3 protein-coding genes are annotated in these 24431 nt (G+C 44.8%); all 3 read right to left on the bottom strand.

All coding sequences use genetic code 11. The annotated features are described in order from the left end of the window. The coding region (locus tag WA1_RS15505) for a non-ribosomal peptide synthase/polyketide synthase (RefSeq protein WP_201789097.1) at nt 1–20106 on the bottom strand (20106 nt) is incomplete at its 3' end. Next, nucleotides 20103–21527 (bottom strand): type I polyketide synthase, encoded by a 1425-nt coding sequence (locus WA1_RS15500; RefSeq protein ID WP_017742671.1) that lies wholly within the window; start codon nt 21525–21527, stop codon nt 20103–20105. The genes WA1_RS15505 and WA1_RS15500, both read right to left, overlap by 4 nt. 74 nt (nt 21528–21601) lie before the next feature. Continuing rightward, nucleotides 21602–23749, bottom strand: coding sequence for an AMP-binding protein (locus tag WA1_RS15495; RefSeq protein ID WP_017742670.1), 2148 nt, complete (start codon nt 23747–23749; stop codon nt 21602–21604). Nucleotides 23750–24431: the final 682 nt, after the last annotated feature.

Here is a 24431-nt window from a genome sequence, read left to right as displayed (position 1 = left end):
CAACCCAACACCTGCAATGTGCAATTCTCCTGGCACACCAATCGGTACTGGTTGCAAATGTGGGTCTAAAATGTAAAGTTGTGTGTTGGCGATCGCTCGTCCAATACTCGGTAAGATCTGGGACAGCTGTTGAGCAACCACCCCAGAAGTTGTGACTACGGTGTTCTCTGTAGGCCCGTAATTATTCACAACTTGGAAGGGAAGTAACGCTGATGGATACCGTTGAAGCCGATCGCCGCCTGTCAGTAGGTAACGCAATGCTATTTGAGCGTTCCATTCCAAAGACAATAACTCCTGTGCAACTGGTGTGGGTACAAAACTGATAGTAATCTTGTGCGCTATCAACCAGTCTTGCAGATGAACTGGCGAAGTCACGAGTTCGGATTTAACTAAGTAGATGCTGGCTCCTACAGTGAGGTAAGGCCAAATTTCCCATACAGCCGCGTCAAATCCTGTTCCCGCCAGTTGGGTGGCTTTGTCGGAGGAGGTAATTTCAAAAGTTCGCTGATGCCAAAACACTAAATTTAACAATCCTTCATGAGCGATCGCGACTCCTTTGGGTGTTCCCGTAGAACCGCTCGTGTAAATCGCATACGCCAAGTGAGTTGCGCGTACAAGAGTGATGGGATTGTATTGAGACTGACTTATCAACGACCAGTTGTCCAAACACACAACTTGTGCTGGAAGTGATGGGAATTTCTCCACTAGGTGCTGTTGGGTGAGCAGTACAGAAACTCCCGCATCTTCTAAGATGAAGTTTAACCGCTCGCTGGGATATTCTGGGTCGAGCGGTACATAAGCACCACCCGCTTTGAGAATACCCAACAGTCCGACAATCATCTCAATAGAGCGCTCTACACAAATGCCTACCAGTACATCCTCTCCCACTCCCAAAGATTGCAAGTAGTGTGCCAACTGGTTAGCACGACAGTTCAACTGGTGGTAAGTCAGTTGTTGGTCTTCACACACCACCGCGACAGCATTGGGTGTCAGCGCTACCTGCTCTTCAAATAACTGATGGATGCACCTATCTTGGGGATAGTCTACAGAAGTCTCATTCCACTCCACTAATAACTGCTGTTGCTCGGGCGCTGTCAACAAAGGTAATTGGTTAATTTTCTGTTGGGGATTAGCCACAATTGCCTCAAGTAGTGTCACAAAATGCCCCAACATCCTGTTAATCGTTCCTTGCTCAAATCGAGATGTATCGTAGCTTAGCTTCAAGCACAATTGCTCGCCTGGAATAACGACAACCGTCAGGGGATAATTTGTTTGTTCAATTCCGCAATAATTCTCAACCGTCAAATCGCTATTATCTTGTAGAACATCAGTATCCACTGGATAATTTTCAAACACGACAATGCTCTCAAACAATGACATACCCCTCGGCACATCACTCAATCCCTGAATTTCCACCAACGAGCAATAGGAAAATTGTGTTGATTCTACCTGTTGCGCTTGTAACTCTTTTAACAAACTCAATAAATCCGTCTCGGCAATTTGCAAACGAACGGGCACTGTATTGATAAATAACCCCACCATCGACTCGACACCGAACAGTCCGGGGGGACGACCGGACACCGTCGCACCAAACACCACATCAGTTTGGGAACTGTAGCGCGACAACAGCAATCCCCAGGCGACCTGCACCAGATTGTTCATTGTCAATTGATGCTGCTTGACAAAATCTACCGCTTGTGCTGTTACATTTGAGGTGAAGTAAATTTGTTGTTCGCTGTAACCAGAGTGCTCTTGGTTTGACAATGGTTTATCGACAGTGAGCGGCGTGGGAGCACTAAAACCTTGAAGTTTTTGTCGCCAAAATTCTTTGGCAGCATCTAAATCTTGCTGCTGTAACCAAGCAATGTAGTTGCGATAGCTTCTTGTTGGCTGTAACGCTAAACTTACACCATCAGTAAGTGCTTGATAGTACTTGAATAAATCTTGAAAAACCAACGGTAACGACCAGCCATCCAGTAGTATATGATGATGACACCAAACAAATTGATAAGTATTCTCATCTAAATGTAGCAGGTGTAAGCGCATCAATGGTGCTTGGGAGAGTTGCAGTCCCTGTTGTCGCTCAGAAGAAAGAAAAGTTTCTAATTGCGCTTGCTGCTCAACTTTTGTTAACTTGCGCCAGTCAAGGGTGTTGATAGTTACTTGAACTTGTCGATACACCACTTGCACGGGGGTACTCAAAGACTCCCACTCAAAAGCCGTGCGGAAGATGGAATGTCTCGCCACCACCATTTGCCAAGCTTGCTCAAAAGCTTGAACATTCAATCCCATGAAGGTGCAAGTTATCTGCTCAAAATAAACTCCGGAATCCGGCGCATACAAACTTTCAAACAGCATCCCCGCTTGCATCGGCGATAGGGGATAGATATCTTCCAGATTTTGCCAGTTCTTTTGACCCAATTCCGATGTCAGTGCAACTCTTGCTAACACCAGATCCAGTTCCGACTGGTTGAGCTTGATTAAGGGGAAATCTGAGGGGGTAAAACCAGTATTTTCCGGTTCTAAACAATGAGCAATAATATCTTGCAAAGTGCCAACAAATTCAGAGGCGAGTTTTTCAATGGTTGTATGGTTGTGGATATTGCTGCTATATGTCCAATTGATTTGTAGCTGTTCGTCTGCAATGACGGCATTAATATCTAGCAGATTTGTACGCTGAGCTTGTAAACTTTGGAATTGTCCGCTCGACTCGCTTGCTGGCGATATCAAAGACCCGGTTTTCAGAACTTGCGTAAATTGACCGAGATAATTGAAACTAATCTCTGGAGTCGGAATGGTGGCGAGTTGGGCATTTATTTCGGCATCTTGATTCAAATAGCGCAATAAGCCATATCCAATGCCTTTGTTGGGAATGGCTCGTAATTGTTCCTTGACTGATTTTAACACCAGACCAAGATTGTCTAATTCTATTGCTGAAAGTTTTAAAACCACTGGAAACATCGCTGTCAACCAACCCACAGTGCGTGATAAATCCACACCCTCGAACAGATCTTCCCGCCCATGTCCTTCTAAGTTAAACAACACCGACTTCGAGTCAGTCCATCTGCTGACAACCAGCGCTAATGCTGTTAACAAGACATCGTTAATCTGGGTTTTATAAGCTTTCGGCACTTCTTGCAACAACGACTGAGTTTCGTTTGAGTTTAATGACACCGATATTGTCTCGGCAGACGCTACCGTGTTTTCTCCATTAATATGGTCTAAGGGGATACTCACAAACTCCGAGTCTGACGCACTCAACCAATAACTCAGTTCTGATGTGAGGCGATCGCTCACAGCGTATTCTCTCAGTCGTTGCGCCCAATCTTTGAAGGCGGTAGTTTTGTTTGACAGTTGAATGGCATGACCTGCGCTCAGTTGCGCGTATCCTGTTTGCAAATCTTCTAATAAAATCCGCCAGGAGACTCCGTCTACGACTAAGTGATGAATTATAATCAGTAATCGCGCTTGTTTGTTATTTCCTAGTTGGAACAGTGCCACACATACCAGATTGTCTGATAAATTCAAACTTGCTTGTAAGGCATTAGCGGTATTTTCAATAGCAGTTGTTTGCTCGCTGTGTGTTAATGTCCTTAAGTCGAAACAGGATACGATCTGGCGCGAGCTTGGTTCTGCATGAATGGCTTGCCAATTCGACTGTGTTTGCGTAAATCGCAAGCGCAAAGCATCGTGATGTTTGAGTAATTCCTGCCAAACTTGCTCTAATATTTCTCTATTAATGTCAGATGGAACTGTGAGTAGAAATGATTGATTAAAGTGGTGCAATTGTGGAAATTGCTGATCAAAAAACCACTGTTGAATAGGTGTTAATGGGAATGTTCCCGTGACCAATCCTTGTGCGATGGAAAGAGATGTTGTTGTATCTGCGACTGTCGCTAATTGAGCGATAGTTTGATTGGCAAACAGTTGTTTGAGAGTCAATTCTATTCCCGCTTGTTTTGCTTTGGCGATAATTTGAATGCTGAGGATGGAATCGCCTCCGAGTTCAAAGAAGTTATCGTGAATCCCCACTGGCTCGACTCTCAGTACTTGCGCCCAAATGGATGCAAGTCTTTCTTCAATTGGGGTACGGGGTGCGACTAAAGTCACTTCTATTCCTGCACGCGACTCTGGTGCTGGTAAGGCGCGACGGTCTACCTTGCCGTTAGGGGTTAGTGGTAGGGACTCCAAAAGCACAATGGCACTGGGTACCATGTACTCTGGGAGCTTGGTTTTCAGGAATTGCCGTATTTCGTTACTCGTTGGTGTTGCTTGTGGATACGGTACGATGTAGGCCACGAGGCGTTTATTTGAGGGAGTATCTTCACGAGCGATGACCACGGTTGATTGCACGTGCTCGTGTTGGCTCAGTACAGCTTCGATTTCGCCCACCTCAATGCGGAATCCCCGAATTTTTACTTGATTGTCAATCCGACCCAAGTATTCGATGTTGCCATCGCTTAAGAAGCGGACTAAGTCACCTGTTTTGTAAAGGCGTTCAGAACAGGATTGGTCTTCCTTGACTCCCCTGCGCCCCTGCTCCCCTGCTCCCCTGCTTCTTCTAAAGGGGTTGGGGATGAATTTCTCTTGTGTTAAGTCGAGGCGGTTGAGGTAACCTCTTGCCAATCCCACACCGCCAATGTGCAACTCTCCTGGTACACCCACAGGTACTGGTTGCAAGGATTCGTCTAAGATGTAGAGGAGTGTGTTGGCAATTGGTCGCCCAATAGAGATTTTTTGATCGAAAGGTGTGCATTTTGCAATTGTGGTACAGACACTGCCTTCCGTCGGTCCATAGGCGTTGAAAAAGTTGGTAACAGCAGACCATTGCTGCATCAGTTCAACAGCACAAGCTTCTCCAGCAATAATCAGTGTTTGCAGTGCTGGAAGTTTTTCCAGTGGTAGAACTCCCAGTGCCGATGGTGGTAGGGTAATATGAGTAATGCGATCGGCCCGTAATCTCTGAATTAAGGGCATCCCAGGCATCAAAGACTCTTTTGCTCCCAGGTAAAGTGTTGCTCCTGAACCAAAAGCCATCAAGACTTCCCATATACAAGCATCAAAACTCAGGGAAGCAAACTGTAGCACGCGACTATCAGAATGCAAGTCAAAAGTCTGAATCTGTGCTTGAGCTAGGTTGCACAATCCCTGATGCTCAACCATGACCCCTTTGGGTTTACCTGTGGAGCCGCTCGTGTAAATTACATTCGCTAGATGAAAAGCTTTTACCTCATTAATCAGGTTATTTTGGTTGTTTTGGACGATTTCTTTTGTGATTCGATCTAACAGGACTTGCTTTGCTTGATGTTTGGGTAGTCGATCCACGAGTCGCTGTTGGGTCACTAGTAACGAAACTTGAGTGTCCTCTAGCATGAATGACAGACGTTCTTGGGGATATTCCGGGTCAAGTGGCACGTAAGCACCACCCGCTTTGAGAATTCCCAACAGTCCCACAATCATGTCTACCGAGCGTTCCACGCACAGACCAACTAGTACATCCGCTCCCACACCTAAAGACCGCAAGTAGTGCGCCAATTGGTTTGCACGACAGTTCAATTCACTATATGTCAGTTGTTGGTCTTCAAACACAACTGCGTTCGCGAAGCGTGCGCTTAGCGCAATCGCATCTGGGGTACGCGCCACCTGTTCTTCAAATAACTGATGGATGCATCGATCGTGAGGATAGTCTACCCCTGTATCATTCCATTCTACTAATAACTGGTGTTGCTCGGTTGCTGTCAGCAATGGCAATTGGTCAATTTTTTGTTGGGGATCTGCGACAATTGCTTCAAGCAGTGTCACAAAATGACCCGTCATCCGCTCAATTGTGCTCCTATCAAACAAGTCACTGTTGTACTCCCACCCACCCACAAATTCTGTGGCAATATTTTCCATTGATAAGGTCAGGTCAAATTTTGCTGTCGCGATTTCTACGGGCAATAAACTTACTTCTAACCCACTCAACTCTACTTCTGAAATAGGTGTATTCTGAAGGACAAACATCACTTGGAACAGTGGTGTATGACTCAAGTCTCTTTCTAGCTGCAATGCTTCAACGAGCATTTCAAATGGGAGATCTTGATGTGCGTATGCTGACAGAGCCATCGAGCGAGTCTGCAACAGTAATTCTTCAAAACTGGGATTTCCCGAAAGATCTGTACGCAAAACTAATGTATTGACAAAAAAGCCTATTAACCCTTCTATTTCACTATGATGGCGATTGGCAATGGGTGACCCTACCAAAATATCAGACTGTCTCGTGTAGCGGTAAAGTAATGTCTTGAACGCAGCCAACAGGGCCATAAAGAGAGTACATCCCTTCTCCTGACTGAGTTTGGTGAGTTTACTAGTAAGTTCTGCTGAAAGTGCAAACTCAAGATAAGCCCCGTTGAAGGTTTGCACCGCGCTTCTAGGTCTGTCTGTGGGTAATGGCAAGAATGTCGGTGCATTGGCTAATTGTTGAAGCCAATAACTCAATTGGCTTTGTAGGACATCCCCTTGCAACCATTGTCTTTGCCAGATTGCAAAATCTGCATACTGAATTGACATTGGTGCTAAAGGTGACGGCTTACCTTCACAATAAGCATTGTATAATGCTGCGAGTTCTGAGACCAACACATCTATTGACCAGCCATCCGAGACAGTATGATGTATGCACGCTAATAACGCGTGTTCTGTTTCCGATAGCACGACTAATGTGGCTCTCAGTAGGGCGGCTCTTGACAGATCAAATGGTTCAATCGCTTGATGTCGAACTAATTGCTGTAAAGTGATTTCTTTTTCAGTGGCGGATAAATGCTGTAAATCTACAATTGATACTGTCCAATTCAGTACATTGTGAACGATCTGAGTTGCTTTGCCATCGACCGTGATGAAGTTGGTGCGTAATGCTTCGTGGCGATGAATAATTTCCACAAAACTTTGTTCTAAAGCGACAACATTGAGATTTCCGACTAGACGCAAAGTGAAAGGAATATTGTACAAAGGACTCAGTGGCTCTAACTGGTCTAAAAACCACAAACGCTGTTGTGCATATGATAGGGGTAGTTCTGCATTCTCTGCCCTTGGTAATATAGGAGCGTAAGTGAATTCTACGTTTTCTTGCTGCAACTGCTGTATCAAGAGCGCCAGTTCGGCGACTGTTGGTGTGGCAAATACACTCCGCAAGGGGAGTTCAACTTTGAAAGTGTTGCGGATGCGCGAAACCAGTTGCGTTGCGAGTAGCGAGTGTCCTCCTAAGGTAAAGAAGCGATCGCGCACACCTATACGCTCGACTTTCAGCACTTGTATCCAAATTTGCACCAGGATTTCTTCTATCGGGGTGCGTGGCGCGACATATTGCTCTTGGAGTTCGCCACCCATATCTGGTGTGGGTAAAGCACGACGGTCTACTTTGCCACTGGGAGTTAGCGGTAAGGACTCCAGAATCACCATCGCATTTGGCACCATGTATTCTGGTAGCTTCTGCTTGAGGAATTCTCGGAGTTGCTGGGTAGTGAGTGATTTATCAGTTGGAACTAAATATGCGACTAAGCGTTTATCTCCAAGAACATCTTCTCTAGCAATGACCGCAGCTTGTTGTACTTGCGGGTGAGCGTTGAGGACTGTTTCTACTTCTCCAAGTTCGATGCGGAAGCCGCGTATCTTCACTTGGTTATCCCGCCGCCCCATGTATTCTATATTTCCATCCCTTAAGTACCTTGCCAGGTCGCCTGTTTTATAGAGCCGTTCTAATTTGCTTTCACCGAATGGGTTGGGGATAAATTTTTCCGCCGTTCGCTCCGAGTCATTCACATACCCCATCCCCACTCCGACTCCTGTTATACATAACTCTCCCGTGACTCCTACTGGGACTGGTTGCAAATTGTCATCAAGTATGTGCAGCTTGACATTAGGAAGAGGTTTTCCTATGGGTACGGGTTTGTGGCAAAATTCATGCACTCGCTGGACGAGATAAGCCGCGCACACATCCGTACATTCTGTCGGTCCATAGCTGTTGACGATTTTGGCACCACAAGACTCACTGTTGAGCCAACTGAACAAACTCGCTATTGAAATCGCTTCACCACCCAGAAATACATATCGCAGGGATTGGGTGAGAGCAAAACTTTCATGGCTCGATGTCAAGATGGCGTAGAACGTACTCGGTGTACAATTGACCCAACTGACTCGCTGCTGGAATATCACATTAAGAATAACAAAGGGATCGAATCCGTCAGGGAGTAGATGTAATTTGCCACCGATCGCCAAAGGGGCAAAGATATTCTTTTGAGTTAGGTCAAAACTCAGAGATGAAATCAGCGCCGTGCTGTCTTTTGAGGTCAATTGGAAATCATTCATCAACCAATTCACCAAGTTGACAAAACCACGATGGTAGACACCCGCACCTTTTGGCTGACCTGTCGAGCCGGAAGTGTAGATGATGTACGCCAAGTTGTCAGGTGTCGTGTTGGCGATAGGGTTTTGCTCGCCGTGCTGGGCGATTTCATGCCAGTCGGTATCCAAACACACAACAGCCCCATGCTGGGGTAAACCGGATACGAGGGGCTGTTGCGTTAACAACACCTCAACACCCGCATTCGCCAACATATAACTTAATCGTGGCGTCGGATAAGTCGGGTCAAGGGGTACATACGCACCACCCGCCTTGAGAATTCCCAACAGTCCTACCACCATGAAGAGCGAGCGCTCTACACAAATGCCTACCCGCACATCTGCTCTCACTCCTAAAGACTGCAAGTGATGCGCCAATTGGTTTGCACGACAGTTCAATTCACCATAGGTCAATTGTTGATGTTCATACACAACTGCGACTGCATCCGGGGTACGCGCCACCTGCTCCTCAAACAACTGGTGGATGCACTTATCGTGGGGATATTCTGCATATGTCTCATTCCATTCTACGAATAACTGCTGTTGCTCGGATGCTGTCAGCAACGGCAATTGGTCTATTTTGTGAGCGGGATTTGCGACAATCGCCTCAAGTAAAGTCACATAGTGTTGAGTCATCCGCTCAATCGTACTGCTCTCAAATAAATCACTGTTGTACTCCCACCCGCCCACAAGTCCTGTGGCAGTATTTTCCATTGACAAGGTCAGATCGAATTTCGCTGTGGCGGTTTCTATGGGCAATAAACTCACCTCTAACCCACTCAACTCCACTTGTGAAATGGGCGTATTCTGAAGGACAAACATCACCTGAAACAATGGTGTATGACTCAGGTTTCTTTCTGGCTGCAATGCTTCAACGAGCATTTCAAACGGTAGATCTTGATGTGCGTATGCTGACAGCGCCATTGAGCGAGTCTGCAACAGTAATTCTTCAAAACTGGGATTTCCCGAAAGATCTGTACGCAAAACTAAGGTGTTGACAAAAAAGCCAATTAAAGATTCTATTTCACTGCGATGGCGGTTGGCGATGGGTGACCCTACCAAAATATCTGATTGTCCGGTGTACCGATATAATAACGTCTTGAATGCAGCCAGCAGGGTCATAAAGAGAGTACATCCCTTCTCCTGACTGAGTTTGGTGAGTCCAGAGGTGAGTTCTGCTGAAAGTGCAAACTCAAGATAAGCTCCGTTGAATGTTTGCACTGCGCCTCTGGATCTGTCCGTGGGTAATGGCAAGAATGTCGGTGCATCAGCCAGTTGCTGTTGCCAATAACTCAATTGGTTTTGCAGGACATTACCTTGCAACCATTGTCTTTGCCAAAGGGCGAAATCTGCGTACTGTATCGGTAGTGGTAATAACGGTGAGGGCTTACCTTCACGATCGGCATTGTACAATTCTGCCAGTTCCTCAACAAACACACCCATTGACCAAGCATCAGAGACAACATGGTGCATGCACGCTAATAGTATGTGTTCTGTATTACTGAGCACGACTAATGTCGTTCTGAATAATATTCCTTTTGCCAGGTCAAACGGTTGAATAGCTTGTTGTTGCACTAATTTCTTTGTGGCTATTTCTTGTTCGCTCTTTGGCATATTTTGCCAATCAAGAACACAGAGTGTCCAATTCGTTTGTGTTTGAATGATTTGTGAAGCTGTGCCATCAATTGTGACGAAATTGGTACGTAACGTTTCGTGGCGAGCGATAATTTTTTGTAAGCTTTGTTCTAAGGCAGCTCGATTGAGATTTCCTACCAAACGCAAAGCGATGGGTATGTTGTATGAGGAACTGTTTGGCTCCAACTGGTCTAAAAACCACAGACGCTGTTGAGCATAAGACAGTGGTAAGTTGGAATTTTTGGCTCTTGGTAAGATCGGCGGTGCAGAAGTTGAGTCCTGTTGCTGTAACTGCTCAATCAGGGGTGCTAATTCGCTCACTGTAGATCTGACAAACAACTCACGCAATGGGAGTTCTACCTTAAAAATGTTGCGGATGCGGGAAACCAGTTGCGTTGCCAGTAGCGATTGTCCTCCCAAGGTAAAAAAGTTATCTTGGATACCGACCAGCTCTACTTTCAGCACTTGCGCCCAAAGGAGTGCCAGCATTTCTTCTACGGGGGTACGTGGCGCAATATATTTTTCTTGGCGATCGCTTTGTAAATCCGGTATGGGTAAAGCGCGTCGATCTACCTTGTCGCTAGGAGTGAGTGGCAAGGACTCCAATATCGTAAAAGCATTAGGTACCATATACTCTGGCAGCTTTGCTTTCAGGAATTGCCGAAGTTGACTGCTTGTGAGTGTACAGTTCTGATGTGCTACCAAGTAGGCGACTAGGCGTTTATCCCCAGGAGTGTCTTCGCGTGCGATGACACAACATCCCTCCACATCCTGATGCTGGCTCAATACTGCTTCAACTTCTCCCAATTCAATGCGGAATCCCCGGATTTTCACCTGATTGTCAATGCGCCCTAAGAATTCAATGTTTCCATCTGGTAAATAACGCGCTAAATCCCCAGTTTTATACAGACGGGAGTTCGGATCGGTGCTAAAGGGATTGGGGATAAATCTTTGTTGTGTTAACTCTGGTCTGTTAAGGTAGCCCCGCGCCAAAGCAACACCACCAATGTATAATTCTCCTGGTACACCTACAGGCACTGGTTGTAGATATTCGTCTAAGATATAAATTTGCGTGTTTGCAATCGGACGACCAATCGGAGGTAGTAGCGGCCAAGTCTCGACTGAATTAGTCAAAGTAAAAGTGGTGACGACATGACTCTCCGATGGGCCGTAATGATTGTGCAAAGTACAATTATGAGTGAGTTTGCTTAACCAATAAGAAATGGCGGGAGTTATTTGCAACTGTTCGCCTGCAGTAATAATTTCCCGCAAATGAGTCGTAAATAATCCATTGCCTACAGCAACTTCCGCAAGTTGCTGTAAGCCAACGAAGGGAATAAACAATCTCTCAATCGCTTTGTCTTCCATCAAGCCTAACAAAGCCACTGCATCTCGGCGCAATTCTTCCGGAATTAAGACTAATGTACCGCCAGAATGCCAACTAGAGAACATTTCATGAAAGGAGGCATCAAAGCTGATAGGAGAAAATTGCAGCGTTTTTGCTCCACAAGAAACTTTCAGGTTTTCTATATGCCAAAAGATTAAATTGCAAAGAGCACGCTGACTCATGGCTACACCTTTCGGTTGTCCTGTAGAACCACTGGTGTAAATCACGTAACCCAAATGATTCGCTTGCACGCCAGAGAAAACATTGTCTTGACTGAACTGAGAAACTAACTCAGCCTCAGTATCCAAACATATAAGTCTCCCTTGATACTGAGGAAATTTCGTAGATAGTGAATGTTGGGTTAGCAGTACTTGAACTCGAGCATCTTCAACCATGAAACTCAGGCGTTGATTAGGATACTCTGGGTCTAGTGGTACGTAAGCCCCACCTGCCTTGAGAATTCCTAACAGTCCTATCACCATGGACAAAGAACGTTCCACACAAATACCCACCAACACATCGGCTCCCACTCCAAGCGAATCGCTACGCGACAGCTTCGCTGAACGCAAGTAATGCGCTAATTGGTTGGCACGACAGTTCAATTGGTAGTAGGTCAGTTGTTGATTGCCGAACTCCACTGCCACTGCGTCTGGGGTACGCTCTACTTGTTCCTCAAACAGCTGATGGAGACATTTATCTTGTGGATAGTCTACTGCTGTTTGGTTCCACTCTAGTAGAAGTTGATGACGCTCTTCTAATGAAATAGGAGAGTGCAATTCATAACACTCTTGTGGCGCGTTCGCCATTGCCAAAAGAACTGAGTGGTAATAATGACTAATCCTGTTGATTTGTTCGGCGCATAACTCACAAAGATCGTATTCCAAATTCAGCGCTATCTCAGACGATTTCGGACTGACGCTGAATTGAGCAAGAAAAGTAAAGTTTGTTTGATCGAAAAACTTTCCACCGAGCAGCTGCAAATTATCAAGTCCCATTACCTGTTCATAGACATGGAAATGGGTGAAATTAAACGCCGTCTCAAACAAAGATTTACCACCCAAACTCTTCTGAATTTCCGCTAGAGGATAGCGACGGTGTGGCAACATTTCTCTTTCCGCTGCAAACACGGCTCGCACTAAATCTATCCAAGTGCCTCCAGACAATTGCAGGCGAAATGGCAATGTGTTGAGGAATAGTCCCAGGACTCGTTCACCATCATTTTGTTCGGGTCGTCCGTTAGCGACTACACCCGTTACTACATCTTGTTGACCACTCAGGAAATTTAACACTCGTAAATGGGCAGCTAACAGCACATTCTTAAGAGGAACTTCTGCTGTCTGAGCCAGTTGTTTTAAGCCTGCAAAAATTTCAGGAGATAAAGTTACTTCTTGCACACTAATTTCTCGAAAATTGGTATTTTTCGGTGCAGAAGACCAGCGAGGCAATTTGGTGAAAGTGCTGTCATTTAACTTTTCACTCCAGTATTGCTGAGTTTTTAATGAGGCGATCGCTTGTTGTTCCAAAGCTACGAAATCTCGGAAGACAATACTGAATTGTGACGATACATATTCGGCTCCTTCGTGACATAGCGACAAGTAACGCTTCAGCAACTCACTCATCATCGAAGCAACGCTCCATCCATCCAAAATAGCATGGTGGAAGCTCACAGTCAGATTAAATGTCTCCTCTGTGCGACGATGAACAAAAAAGCGTAATAAAGGAGCATGAGTCCAATCAAAATACTGTTTCTTTTCAGCTTCAAACCAAACATTTAAGGCATCTTCTTGCTCTGAAGAATTCAAATGACACCAATCTTCCACCTGCAAGGGAATCTCAACTTGCTGATGAACCAGTTGCAACGGAATGCTGAAATTAATAAGGTCAAAGGAAGTCCGCAATACAGGGTGATGATTGACTAAATTTTGAATAGCAACCTGTAAAAGTTGAACATTAAGAGAGGTTTTGAGGTGGTAACTAAAAATATCGTGATAGATTGCACTGTCTTGGCTGTACTCACTGTGGTAAAGCATTCCCATTTGCAGCATAGCAACGGGATATGCATCTTCTATACCTGAAGGTACTTGCTGTTTGTCTGCTTCAGAAATGAGACTGAACGGTTGAGTTAATTTTATTGTTGTCGTGCCATTCTCTTGTGTTTTCAGAGCTTGAATTAGCTCGTGAATTGTTTGATGTTGAAATAGCTGTTGTACAGAGAAACTCAAACCTCGTTCTTTAGCACCAGACAAGACTTGAATACTACGGATAGAATCTCCACCTAAAGCAAAGAAGTTATCATAAATACCTACCTGCTCAACACCGAGAACGTTAGCCCAGATAGAAGCTAATGTTTTTTCTTCTGGAGTGATAGGTGCGACAAAAATATTTTCTAATTCTGGTCTTGCAGTGTCAGGTTCAGGCAAAGCGCGATGGTCTACTTTACCATTTGCTGTCAGTGGTAGAGCTTCTAACTGTACAAAAGCACTTGGCACCATGTAGCTTGGCAGTTTGTTGATGAGGAAGCGCCGCAGTTCTGCGGATGAAAGAAATTGTTCTGTCTTCGATACCACGTAAGCTACTAAACGTTTGTCTCCCGTTTCATCTGAACGTAGCACCACCACACTCTCCCAAATATCTGGGTGAGAAGCCAGTAATGCCTCAATTTCTCCCAACTCAATGCGGAAACCGCGAATTTTTACTTGGTTGTCAATTCGTCCTAAATACTCTAATTCGCCATTGGGCAAATAACGTGCTAAATCACCTGTTTTATATAATAATTTTAAATTGTCAAAGGGATTAGAAATAAATCTTTGTGCTGTCAGTTCAGGACGATTGAGATAGCCACGGGTCACTCCAGCACCACCAACGTACATCTCGCCAGTAACCCCAATTGGTACTGGCTGTAAATGTTCATTTAGCAGATACACCTGTAAGTCAGGAATAGGACGACCAATCGCACTGGCAGTACCATTCAAATCAGTTTTACTTAAAGGACGATAAGTAACGTGTACGGTAGTTTCCGTAATCCCGTACATATTTACTAATTGAGGCAGTTGGTCGCCGTGACGTTCAAACCAAGGCTGCAAACTCTTGATTTCTAAGGCTTCTCCACCAAAAATTACCAAACGTAAGTTCAAATCGCTCTTCTTTGCTATTGACTGTTCTGCTTGAATCAACTGGCGGAAGGCGGAAGGTGTTTGATTGAGAATTGTGACTTGCTCTTGACACAATAACTTATAGAACAATTCTGGCGATCGCGTCACTAGGTAGGGTACGACGACTAGTCGTCCACCATACAGCAAAGCGCCCCAAATTTCCCAAACAGAGAAATCGAAGGCGTAAGAGTGGAACAACGTCCACACATCATCTTGATTGAAGTGATACCAAGAGTCTGTGGCTGCAAATAGACGCACTACATTTGAGTGGGTGACTAAAGTACCCTTTGGTTGACCCGTAGATCCTGAGGTGTAGATGACATAAGCTAAGTTGTCGGTTGTAGAACCAGTAACAGGATTGTCTTTACTTTCAGTAGATATGTCTTTCCAGTCTCGATCTAAGCAGATGACACGGGCAGTATGTTCCGGTAAACTAGTGAGGCATTTCTCTTGAGTCAACAGGACTGATACTTGTGAATCATTGAGCATATATGCCAAACGGTCAGTAGGATAGTCTGGGTCAAGTGGCACATAAGCTCCGCCCGCTTTGAGAATTCCCAAAAGTCCCACCACCATTTCAAGTGAGCGCTCTACACAAATACCCACTAGCATATCTGCTTCCACACCCAATGAGTGCAAGTAATGGGCTAATTGGTTGACACGAGAGTTTAACTGCTGATAAGTGAGTTGTTGGTCTTCAAAAACAACTGCGACTGCATTCGGGGTACGCTCTACCTGCTCCTCAAACAACTGATGGATGCACTTATCCTGAGAATAATCCGCTTGAGTGTCGTTCCATTCAACTAATAGCTGTTGTTGTTCGGGTTGTGTCAGCAGCGGTAATTGGGAAATTCGCTCAGTCGGATTTGCCACAATTGCTTCGAGCAGTGTCACTAAATGCCCAGTCATCCGCTCAATCGTTCTGCTATCAAACAAGTCCGTGTTGTACTCCCACTCTCCCACGAGTCCTGTGGCAGTATTTTCCATTCCTAAGGTAAGATCGAACTTGGACGTGGCGGTTTCTATGGGCAATAAACTCACTTCTAACCCACTCAACTCCACTTGTGAGATGGGCGCATTCTGAAGGACAAACATCACTTGGAACAATGGTGTATGACTCAGGTCTCTTTCTGGCTGCAATGCTTCCACGAGCATTTCAAATGGTAGATCTTGATGTGCATATGCCGACAACGCCATTGCCCGAGTCCGCAACAGTAATTCGTTAAAGCTGGGATTTCCTGAGAGATCTGTACGCAAAACTAATGTGTTGACAAAAAAGCCAATTAAAGATTCTATTTCACTGTGATGGCGGTTGGCGATGGGCAACCCCACCAAAATGTCTGCTACACCCGTATAGCGGTACAGTAATGTCTTGAATGACGCCAATAAAGTCATGAACAGCGTCACTCCTTGCTCCTGACTCAGGAGTGTCAGTTTATTCGTCAGTTCCACTGAAAGTGTAAAGTTTTGATATGCCCCGTTGAAAGTTTGCACCGCTCCTCTGGGTCGGTCTGTGGGTAATGGCAAGAATGTCGGTGCGTTGGCTAATTGTTGAAGCCAATAACTCAATTGACTTTGCAGGACATCACCAAGCAACCATTGTCTTTGCCAAAGGGCAAAATCTGCGTACTGAATCGGTAGTGGGACTAACGGTGACGGTTGCTCTTGAGCATAAGCATTGTACAGCGCTGCTAGTTCTGAGACCAACACACCTATTGACCAGCCATCCGAAACAATATGGTGCATACATACATTTAACACGTGTTCTGTTTCTGACAGCACGACTAATGTGGCTCTGATTAATGCAACAGTGGCTAAGTCAAATGGTTCAATCGCTTGAAGTCGCGCTAATTGCTGTGAAGTGATTTCTTTTTCACTTGTGGATAAATGCTGCAAGTCTACAATTGATACTGTCCAATTCGGGGAAGTGTGAATGACTTGTGATGCTTGTCCGTTTACCGTCATGAAGTTGGTGCGTAATCCTTCGTGACGTTGAATAATTTCACACAAACTTTGTTCTAAGGCGACAACATTGAGATTTCCGACTAGACGCAAAGTGAAAGGAATATTGTACAAAGCACTCAGCGGCTCTAACTGGTCTAAAAACCATAACCGCTGTTGTGCAAATGACAGTGGGAGTTCCGCATTCTCTGCCCTTGGCAATACCGGAGTGTGAGTGAGTTCTACGTTTTCTTGCTGTCGTTGCTGTATCAAGCGCGCCAATTCGGCTACTGTTGGTGTGGCAAATACACTCCGCAAGGGGAGTTCGACTTTGAAAATGTTGCGAATGCGCGATACTAATTGCGTTGCGAGTAGCGAGTGTCCTCCCAGTTCAAAGAAGCGATCGTGGACACCTATAAGCTCGACTTTCAGCACTTGTGTCCAAATTTGCACCAGGATTTCTTCAATTGGGGTGCGTGGCGCGACATATTGCTCTTGGAGTTCGCCACCCATATCTGGTGTGAGTAAAGCGCGACGGTCTACTTTGCCATTGGGGGTGAGTGGTAGGGCTTCCAGGATAACAATTGCATTTGGCACCATGTAAGGGGGTAGCTTTTCGCTAAGGAAGCTACGTAGAACACTGAGTGTGGGTCTTACCTGTGGCTGCGGTACGATGTAGGCGACTAGGCGCTGATCCCCAGGCGTATCAACGCGTGCGATCGCCCTTGGCGCAAGCCGTACCCGGCTTATCGCACAACACGCTTGCACATCCTCGTGTTGACTCAGTACTGCCTCGATTTCGCCCAATTCAATACGGAACCCCCGGATTTTCACCTGATTATCGATACGTCCCAGGTATTCTATATTACCATCTGGCCTATAGCGTGCCAAATCCCCCGTCTTATACAATTTTGACGAGTGACTTTTAACTAGTGAATTATTAAAGGGGTTGGGAATAAATTTTTCTTCTGTTAACTCCGGGCGGTTGAGGTAGCCTCTTGCCAATCCCGCACCGCCAATGTGCAGTTCTCCTGGTACACCAATAGGTACTGGTTGCAAGTCTCGATCGAGTATGTAGATCTGAGTATTAGCGATCGGGCGACCAATGGGAACCAATTGCCCATACCTCTGCTGCAAACAATTCCAGAAAGTTGCATCTATGCAAGCTTCCGTCGGTCCGTAGAGATTGTACAAATTTACATTTAGCTTACTTAACAAGCCTTCTTGCAGAGTAATCGGTAAGACTTCACCTCCACAAAAAACTTGTCTGAGGGAGTGACAGGTTTCGATTCCTTCTTGTTCTAAAAGCATTTGCAGCAACGATGGAACAAGTTGAACAGTCGTTACCTGCTGTTGGGTAATTAACTTTAACAGATAAGCACTGTCAGTATGACCTCCTGGTTGAGCTATTAACAACTGTCCACCTACTAACAGCGGAGCGTAGAATTCCCAAACTGAGGCATCAAAACCAAAGGGCGTTTTTTGCAGGACTTTGTCTTTTTCGGTTAGGGAGAATGTTGCTTGCATCCAGAACATATGGTTGCAAAGGTTACTGTGAGAAACCATTACCCCTTTGGGTTGACCCGTAGATCCTGATGTATAGATCGCATAAGCTAAGTTACTAGCTTGCACACCAGCGATCGGACTCTCCTGACTAGACTCACAAATTACTAACCAGTCGCTGTCTAAGCAGACGACACGCGCCTGATGTTGAGGAAGAGACTCTACTAATTGCTGTTGGGTAAGCAACACGGAAACTCGAGCATCTTCCAGCATAAAGCTTAAACGCTCGGTGGGATACTCAGGGTCAAGTGGCACATACGCTCCACCCGCTTTGAGAATGCCCAACAGTCCCACCACCATCTCAAGCGAGCGCTCCACACAAATCCCCACCAATACATCAGCTCCCACTCCCAAAGACTGCAAGTAATGCGCCAATTGGTTAGCACGACTATTCAACTGCTCATAAGTCAGTTGTTGATTTTCATACACTACCGCTACTGCATTGGGTGTACGCTCTACCTGCTCTTCAAACAACTGATGGATACACTTATCCAAGGAATAGTCTACTTGAGTGTCATTCCATTCTACTAATAACTGCTGTTGCTCTGATGCTGTCAACAACGGCAATTGGTCAATTCTCTGGGTGGGATTTGCCACAATCGATTCCAGCAGTGTCACATAATGCCCAGTCATCCGCTCAATTGTGCTGCTCTCAAACAAATCCGTGTTGTAATTCCATGTCCCTTTGAGAGCATCTGACGCGTGAAGAATGCTTAACGTTAAATCAAATGCCGCCCCTTTCGCTCCTGTCACGATTGATTCTACAACCAACCCATCGCTTTCCATGGGTGACTCTTCTCGATCGCTTTGGTGAGGTCGATCCCAGGCAAACGCTACCTGATACAGTGGTGAAATGCTTGGGTCTCTCACAGGTTGCAGTCGCTCCACCAGTAGGGGAAACGGATACTCTTGATGCTCTAGCGCATCTAACACACATAAGCGCGATCGCCCTAGCAACTCTTGAAAGGTGGGATTTCCTGATAGGTCAGCTCGCAAAACCACAGGGTTAGTAAAATAACCCAGAATCTTTTCAAACTCTGGACGGCTGCGATTGATAGTTGGCGAGCCAATTAATATATCTTCTTGATTAGAATAACGTCGTAATAATATTTGTAATGCTGTTAATAAAACCATGTACAGCGACGCACGCTCTCTTTTCGCCAATTGAGTCAGCGATTGCCGCAGTTTTTCTTCAATAGTAAAAAACCGGTCAGATCCATTATGGCTTTGGCTCTGAGGTCTGGGTCGATCGGATGGCAAATTGAGCACTGGTAACTCTCCACAGAGTTGTTGCTGCCAGTAATTCCACAATCTCTCCCCTAATGACCCACTGAGCATTTGCTCTGACCAGTTGACGTAATCGCGATACTCACACTTTTGTACTGGGAGTAATGGCTCTCTATCTCGAGCAATTGCTGAATACAAGACTCTCAGTTCACCTAGCATGATTTCTGAAGACCAGAAATCCGTTATTATATGATGTTGCGTTATTAAGAGAATATATTCTTTTGTTGGAGTGTGGTTAACTAACACTCTGAAGCGCAATAATGGCCCGACTTCTAAGTTGAAAGGGCGAGCACTGGTTTGTAATAGCCAGTTGTTGATGTCCTCAGGACTCAGAGCAAAAGCATTTTCGACTTCTAAGTCAACTGGTTGGTTTTTGTGAACTGTTTGCACGGGTTCGCCGTCAATGGTTGTAAAGGTTGTCCTCAAAACTGGGTGCCTTTCAACTAGTGCTTGTGCTGCCTGCTTCAGGGCTGGAATCTCTAAATTTGTGACTAATTTGGCTGCATATGTAATGTTGTACGCCGAACTTTTTGGTGCTAATTGATACAAGAACCACAGCGCCCTTTGACCGTGAGAGAGGGGATAAGTTGCCGTGCGATCGCTCCTGTGGGATAGAATTTGGAGAATTTCTGATTTGTATTGCTTCATTGAAGCCAATAACTCCGGGCTGAGTGCGTTTTCTGGTCCTCGGTAACGCAACTTGTCCCCTTCAACCCACAGTTCCACATTCTTTGCTGAAAGATTTTTTAGCAGCTCTGTTAAATTCATAATTCTCCTTCAACATAATTGTTTTGCTCGGACACAGACTGCTCGCGTTTTGCAGAGAGCGTCAGTAGGTGGAGTGGGGGTTCAATTCCTTGTCCTTTTTGCTTGATGTCTTTTACTTTTTGACTCGCTTGTAAAGGAGCTTCTTCCAAAACAACATGAGCATTGGTACCGCCAAAGCTGAATGCACTTACACCAGCAATTGCCGTATTCTCTGTCTGTGGCAATGGTTCTAGAGTTTTTTGCACGCGTAGCAATAGCTTGTCAAAAGGAATGTACGGATTGGGTTGCTGGAAATGCAGGCTTGGTGGAATCTGCCCATATTTAAGGGATAGCGCCACTTTAATCAGCCCTGCAATCCCAGCAGCTACCTCGAGGTGTCCAATATTAGTTTTGACCGAACCTACAGCACAGTAGTGTCCGGTCGGACGATTCTCAGTTAGTACTTTTCCTAAAGCCTTCATCTCTATTGGGTCTCCCAGCTTTGTCCCGGTACCATGAGCTTCAATATATTGTACTTGACCTGGGGAAACTCCTGCCTGACGATAAGCTTCTCTCAAAAGAGCTTCCTGCGCCCGAGGATTTGGGGCTGTCAACCCATTACTGTAACCATCCTGGTTAACCGCACTACCTCTAATAACGGCATAAATCGGATCTTTATCAGTTAAAGCTTGAGAAAGAGGCTTTAAGACTACAACACCAGCACCCTCACTGCGGACATAACCATCAGCCCGACTATCAAAGGTTTTGCAACGACCATCAGCAGCCAAGAAACCTGCTTTGGCAAAGCTAAGGGTCATCCAAGGTGATAAGATAATCTGCACCCCTCCAGCTAAGGCAAGAGTAGATTCTTCGTTCCAGATACTTTGACAAGCAAGGTGAACTGCGACCAGAGAAGAAGAACAAGCTGTATCAATACCGAGACTGGGACCGATGAAATTAAAAAAGTAGGAAATGCGGTTTGCCGCCATACAGTTAATGTTGCCCGATCCTGTATAAGCGTCAAGGTTGACGGGATTTTTTATCAGTTGCGTGTAGTAATCAAAGCCATTGATACCTATAAATACACCTGTTCTCGTGCCAGTTAAACGCTCTAGCGGCTGACCTGCATCTTCTAAGGCTTCCCAAGCCACCTCTAGCAAAAGACGATGCTGAGGGTCCATACTCATAGCTTCCCGTGGAGAAATCTTGAAAAATTGGGGATCGAATCGATCCAGATTCTCCAAAAAGCCTCCCCAACGGATATTTATCTTATCTGACGTTGTTGCATCAAAGTTATCAAAGGATTCTATATCCCAACGCCCCGCAGGCAATTCAGTAATGGCATCCACCCCATCTTGCAGAAGTTGCCAGAAGGCTTTCTTATCCTCAGCTTTGGGGAAACGACACCCTATACCGATAATTGCAATCGGCTCTCTATCCATACTGCTTATCCTTATCTTTGTTTTAAAAATGCCATAAGTTATTATTTTCCTATTACTTTATATTAAGTGTGAAATTAAGAAACTGTTTGCAGCTGACTGTATTGTTCTGATAGATGCTGGGCAAGAGACTCAATATTTGGGTATTCCCACGGAAGGGTTGGTTCCAAATCGGATTTTAGCAACTTCATCAATTCATAAATAGTACTAGTTGCCAATGTTGAATCCATACCGTAGTAAGCGAAGGATTCTTGAATATCTATATCATTCGGCTGTATTTGTAAGTTCCGACTGAGATGAGAAATCAGCCAATCTTGAATCCTTTCTTTTGTGATTGGGCTATCTAGTTCGGTATTATTTTTACCGATCGCTTGCACTTTCTCTTCAAGATTGTACTGTAAGGAATCTCGCACATCCTCCCATAAAGATTCCACTTCTATTTGTAACTGCTCTAAATCAAGTTGCTGAGGATTTACTGCAGTCCATTCACCAACTATATCCAGACTCCTATTGAGAAACTCATTGCGACAAGCACGGCGCTGAATTTTTCCACTAGAAGTTTTTGGAATAGTGGCAGTTTTAAGTAGCAACACGGCATAAACTTGCAGTTGATGCTGTTCGAACACAGCCTTTCGGATAGCTCCAATGACTTCATTAATATCGAGCTTGCGTAAGTAACTTCGTTCTACTTCGTATGTGATCGCCAATCGTTCAACGCCATCTGCTTCAATAGCAAATGCTGCACCAAAACCAGATCGCAGTGCAGGGTGGCTTTGTTCTACGGTATGTTCAATATCTTGAGGATAATGATTGCTACCTCGAATGATAATTAGGTCTTTGAGGCGACCAGTAATGAATAACTCGCCATCTTTCAAGAATCCCAAATCCCCTGTCCTCATAAACGGACCTTCTTTGGTGTCTTCTAAATAAGCACCAAAGGTTTGCATAGTTTCTTCGGTACGCTGCCAATATCCTTGGGCGACGGTAGAGCCAGAAACCCAAATTTCTCCAATTTCATCTGATGCACATTGGCTTAATGATTCGGGATGAACAATAATTACTTTGGTATCAATTCCCGGATATCCACATCCTACAAGGGTTTGTAGTTTCTTCTCAGTGTTACTCTCTCTTACCTGATTTTGTGCCAATGCTTCTGCTTGAACTGTGTAAAAACTTGGGACTTTTTGGTTTTGCACTCCAGCCACTACTAAAGTTGCTTCTGCTAAACCGTAGCCCGGACAGAAAGTTGCTAAGTCAAAACCACAAGACTGAAAAACTTGGGTAAATTGTTTGAGAGTGTGTGCTCTGACTGGTTCGGCACCATTTAAAGTCATGTGCCAGCTACTTAAATCGAGGCTGGCGCGTTCTTCGGGAGTGGTTTTGAGGAGACAAAGTTCGTAGGCGAAGTTGGGAGCGCCACTATGAGTAGCTTTGTAACGTGAAATTGCCTGAAGCCATCGTATCGGTTTTTGAATAAAGGATACAGGAGCCATCATGTAGCAAGGAAAACCTTGATACAGTGGTTGGAGAACCCCATAGATTAACCCCATGTCATGGAAAACAGGCAACCACGTTACCATAACACTTTGTGAGTTATACTCCCATATCTGTTGCGTATACTTAGAATTCTGTAGCAGATTGCCGTGACTTACCATTACACCCTTGGGAGTTCCCGTAGACCCAGAAGTGTACTGGAGAAAAGCTAAGGTATTTCTATCTATTTGCACTTCTTGCCAATCTGATGCTCGCTCGACAGCAATGCTATCAGTAGCCGACAATTGCATATTGGCAAACTCTGGCTCTTGAGCAAATTGACTTTGGATCTGGGTGAGAGTAGAGCTAACAGTCAGCGCTATTCTTGTTTGAGCATCGGATGCGATCGCCTGCAATCTAGATAAACTTTGGTTGCGCTTGGGTGGATAAACTGGAACCGCTACAACATTGGCATACAGACAGCCGAAGAAGGCAGCGATGAAATCTAGACCTGGTGGATACAATAGCAGAACGCGTTCGCCAGAAGCCTTTAGAGACTGAAGATGGGTAGCGATCGCTCGTGCTTGCTGGTCTAGTTTAGAGTAAGTCAAGCTGACTTCTTCAGTTTCACCATCTCGCAGAAAAGTATAAGCCTTTCGATCTGGCTGACTTTGCGCTCTGTAGGTTAACAGTTCTACTAAAGTTGAAAATTTCTCTAGAGGATTTTGGAAATTAGCCAAACAAACAGTCATAAGCCAACATACTTATATTTTAAACACCCGTCTTACTACACAATGCACCTGTTTAAATGACAAGAGTTACACCTGGAAGACTCATATCAATGAGTGTTCTACAATTTTGTTCATTTTATCAACCTCAAACTTTATACTGTGACTTAAGCATTACTAATATTAGTAAAACCTATCATTTACCCTAATTTAGAATACAATTTTTCTTTACTTATTGATTTTTCTGCATACTGAGCAAACAGATCTTCTCAGTTTTCTCAATCAAATGCAATAGCGGTTAAGAAAGTTCTGTATATAGTTAAGCAGAAAGTTAAAACAGTTAAGACGTTTAAGGAGACAGTTAAGATCTTTAAGAAGATAGTTAAGATATTTAAAACCTTTTATAAATAAACATGACAAATTGTAACTTCTCTGTAACTACTACTCCACCACACTTGCTTTGAGAAGCTGGGAACAAGAGAGGGGGGTCTGTCCACTTACCCATCAAAACTTATGTGGCGAACCACCAGTCACCTCGTTCCCAGGCTCAGCCTGGGAATGACTTATGTGAGGCGGAGCCTCCTGTATAGCGAAAGAGAGGCTTGCTTTCTGCATTCTGTGGTAGAGTTCACAGCCAGAGACACTGGAACAGGACTATAGATAAAAATTTATTTTCAGAGTAGACTGAATAGCACAATATTAACAA

The sequence above is a fragment of the Scytonema hofmannii PCC 7110 genome, from assembly GCF_000346485.2.
Taxonomy (GTDB): domain Bacteria; phylum Cyanobacteriota; class Cyanobacteriia; order Cyanobacteriales; family Nostocaceae; genus Scytonema; species Scytonema hofmannii.
The sequence above is the reverse complement of the archived record's forward strand: the minus strand, read 5'-3'. Positions and strand labels throughout refer to the sequence as shown.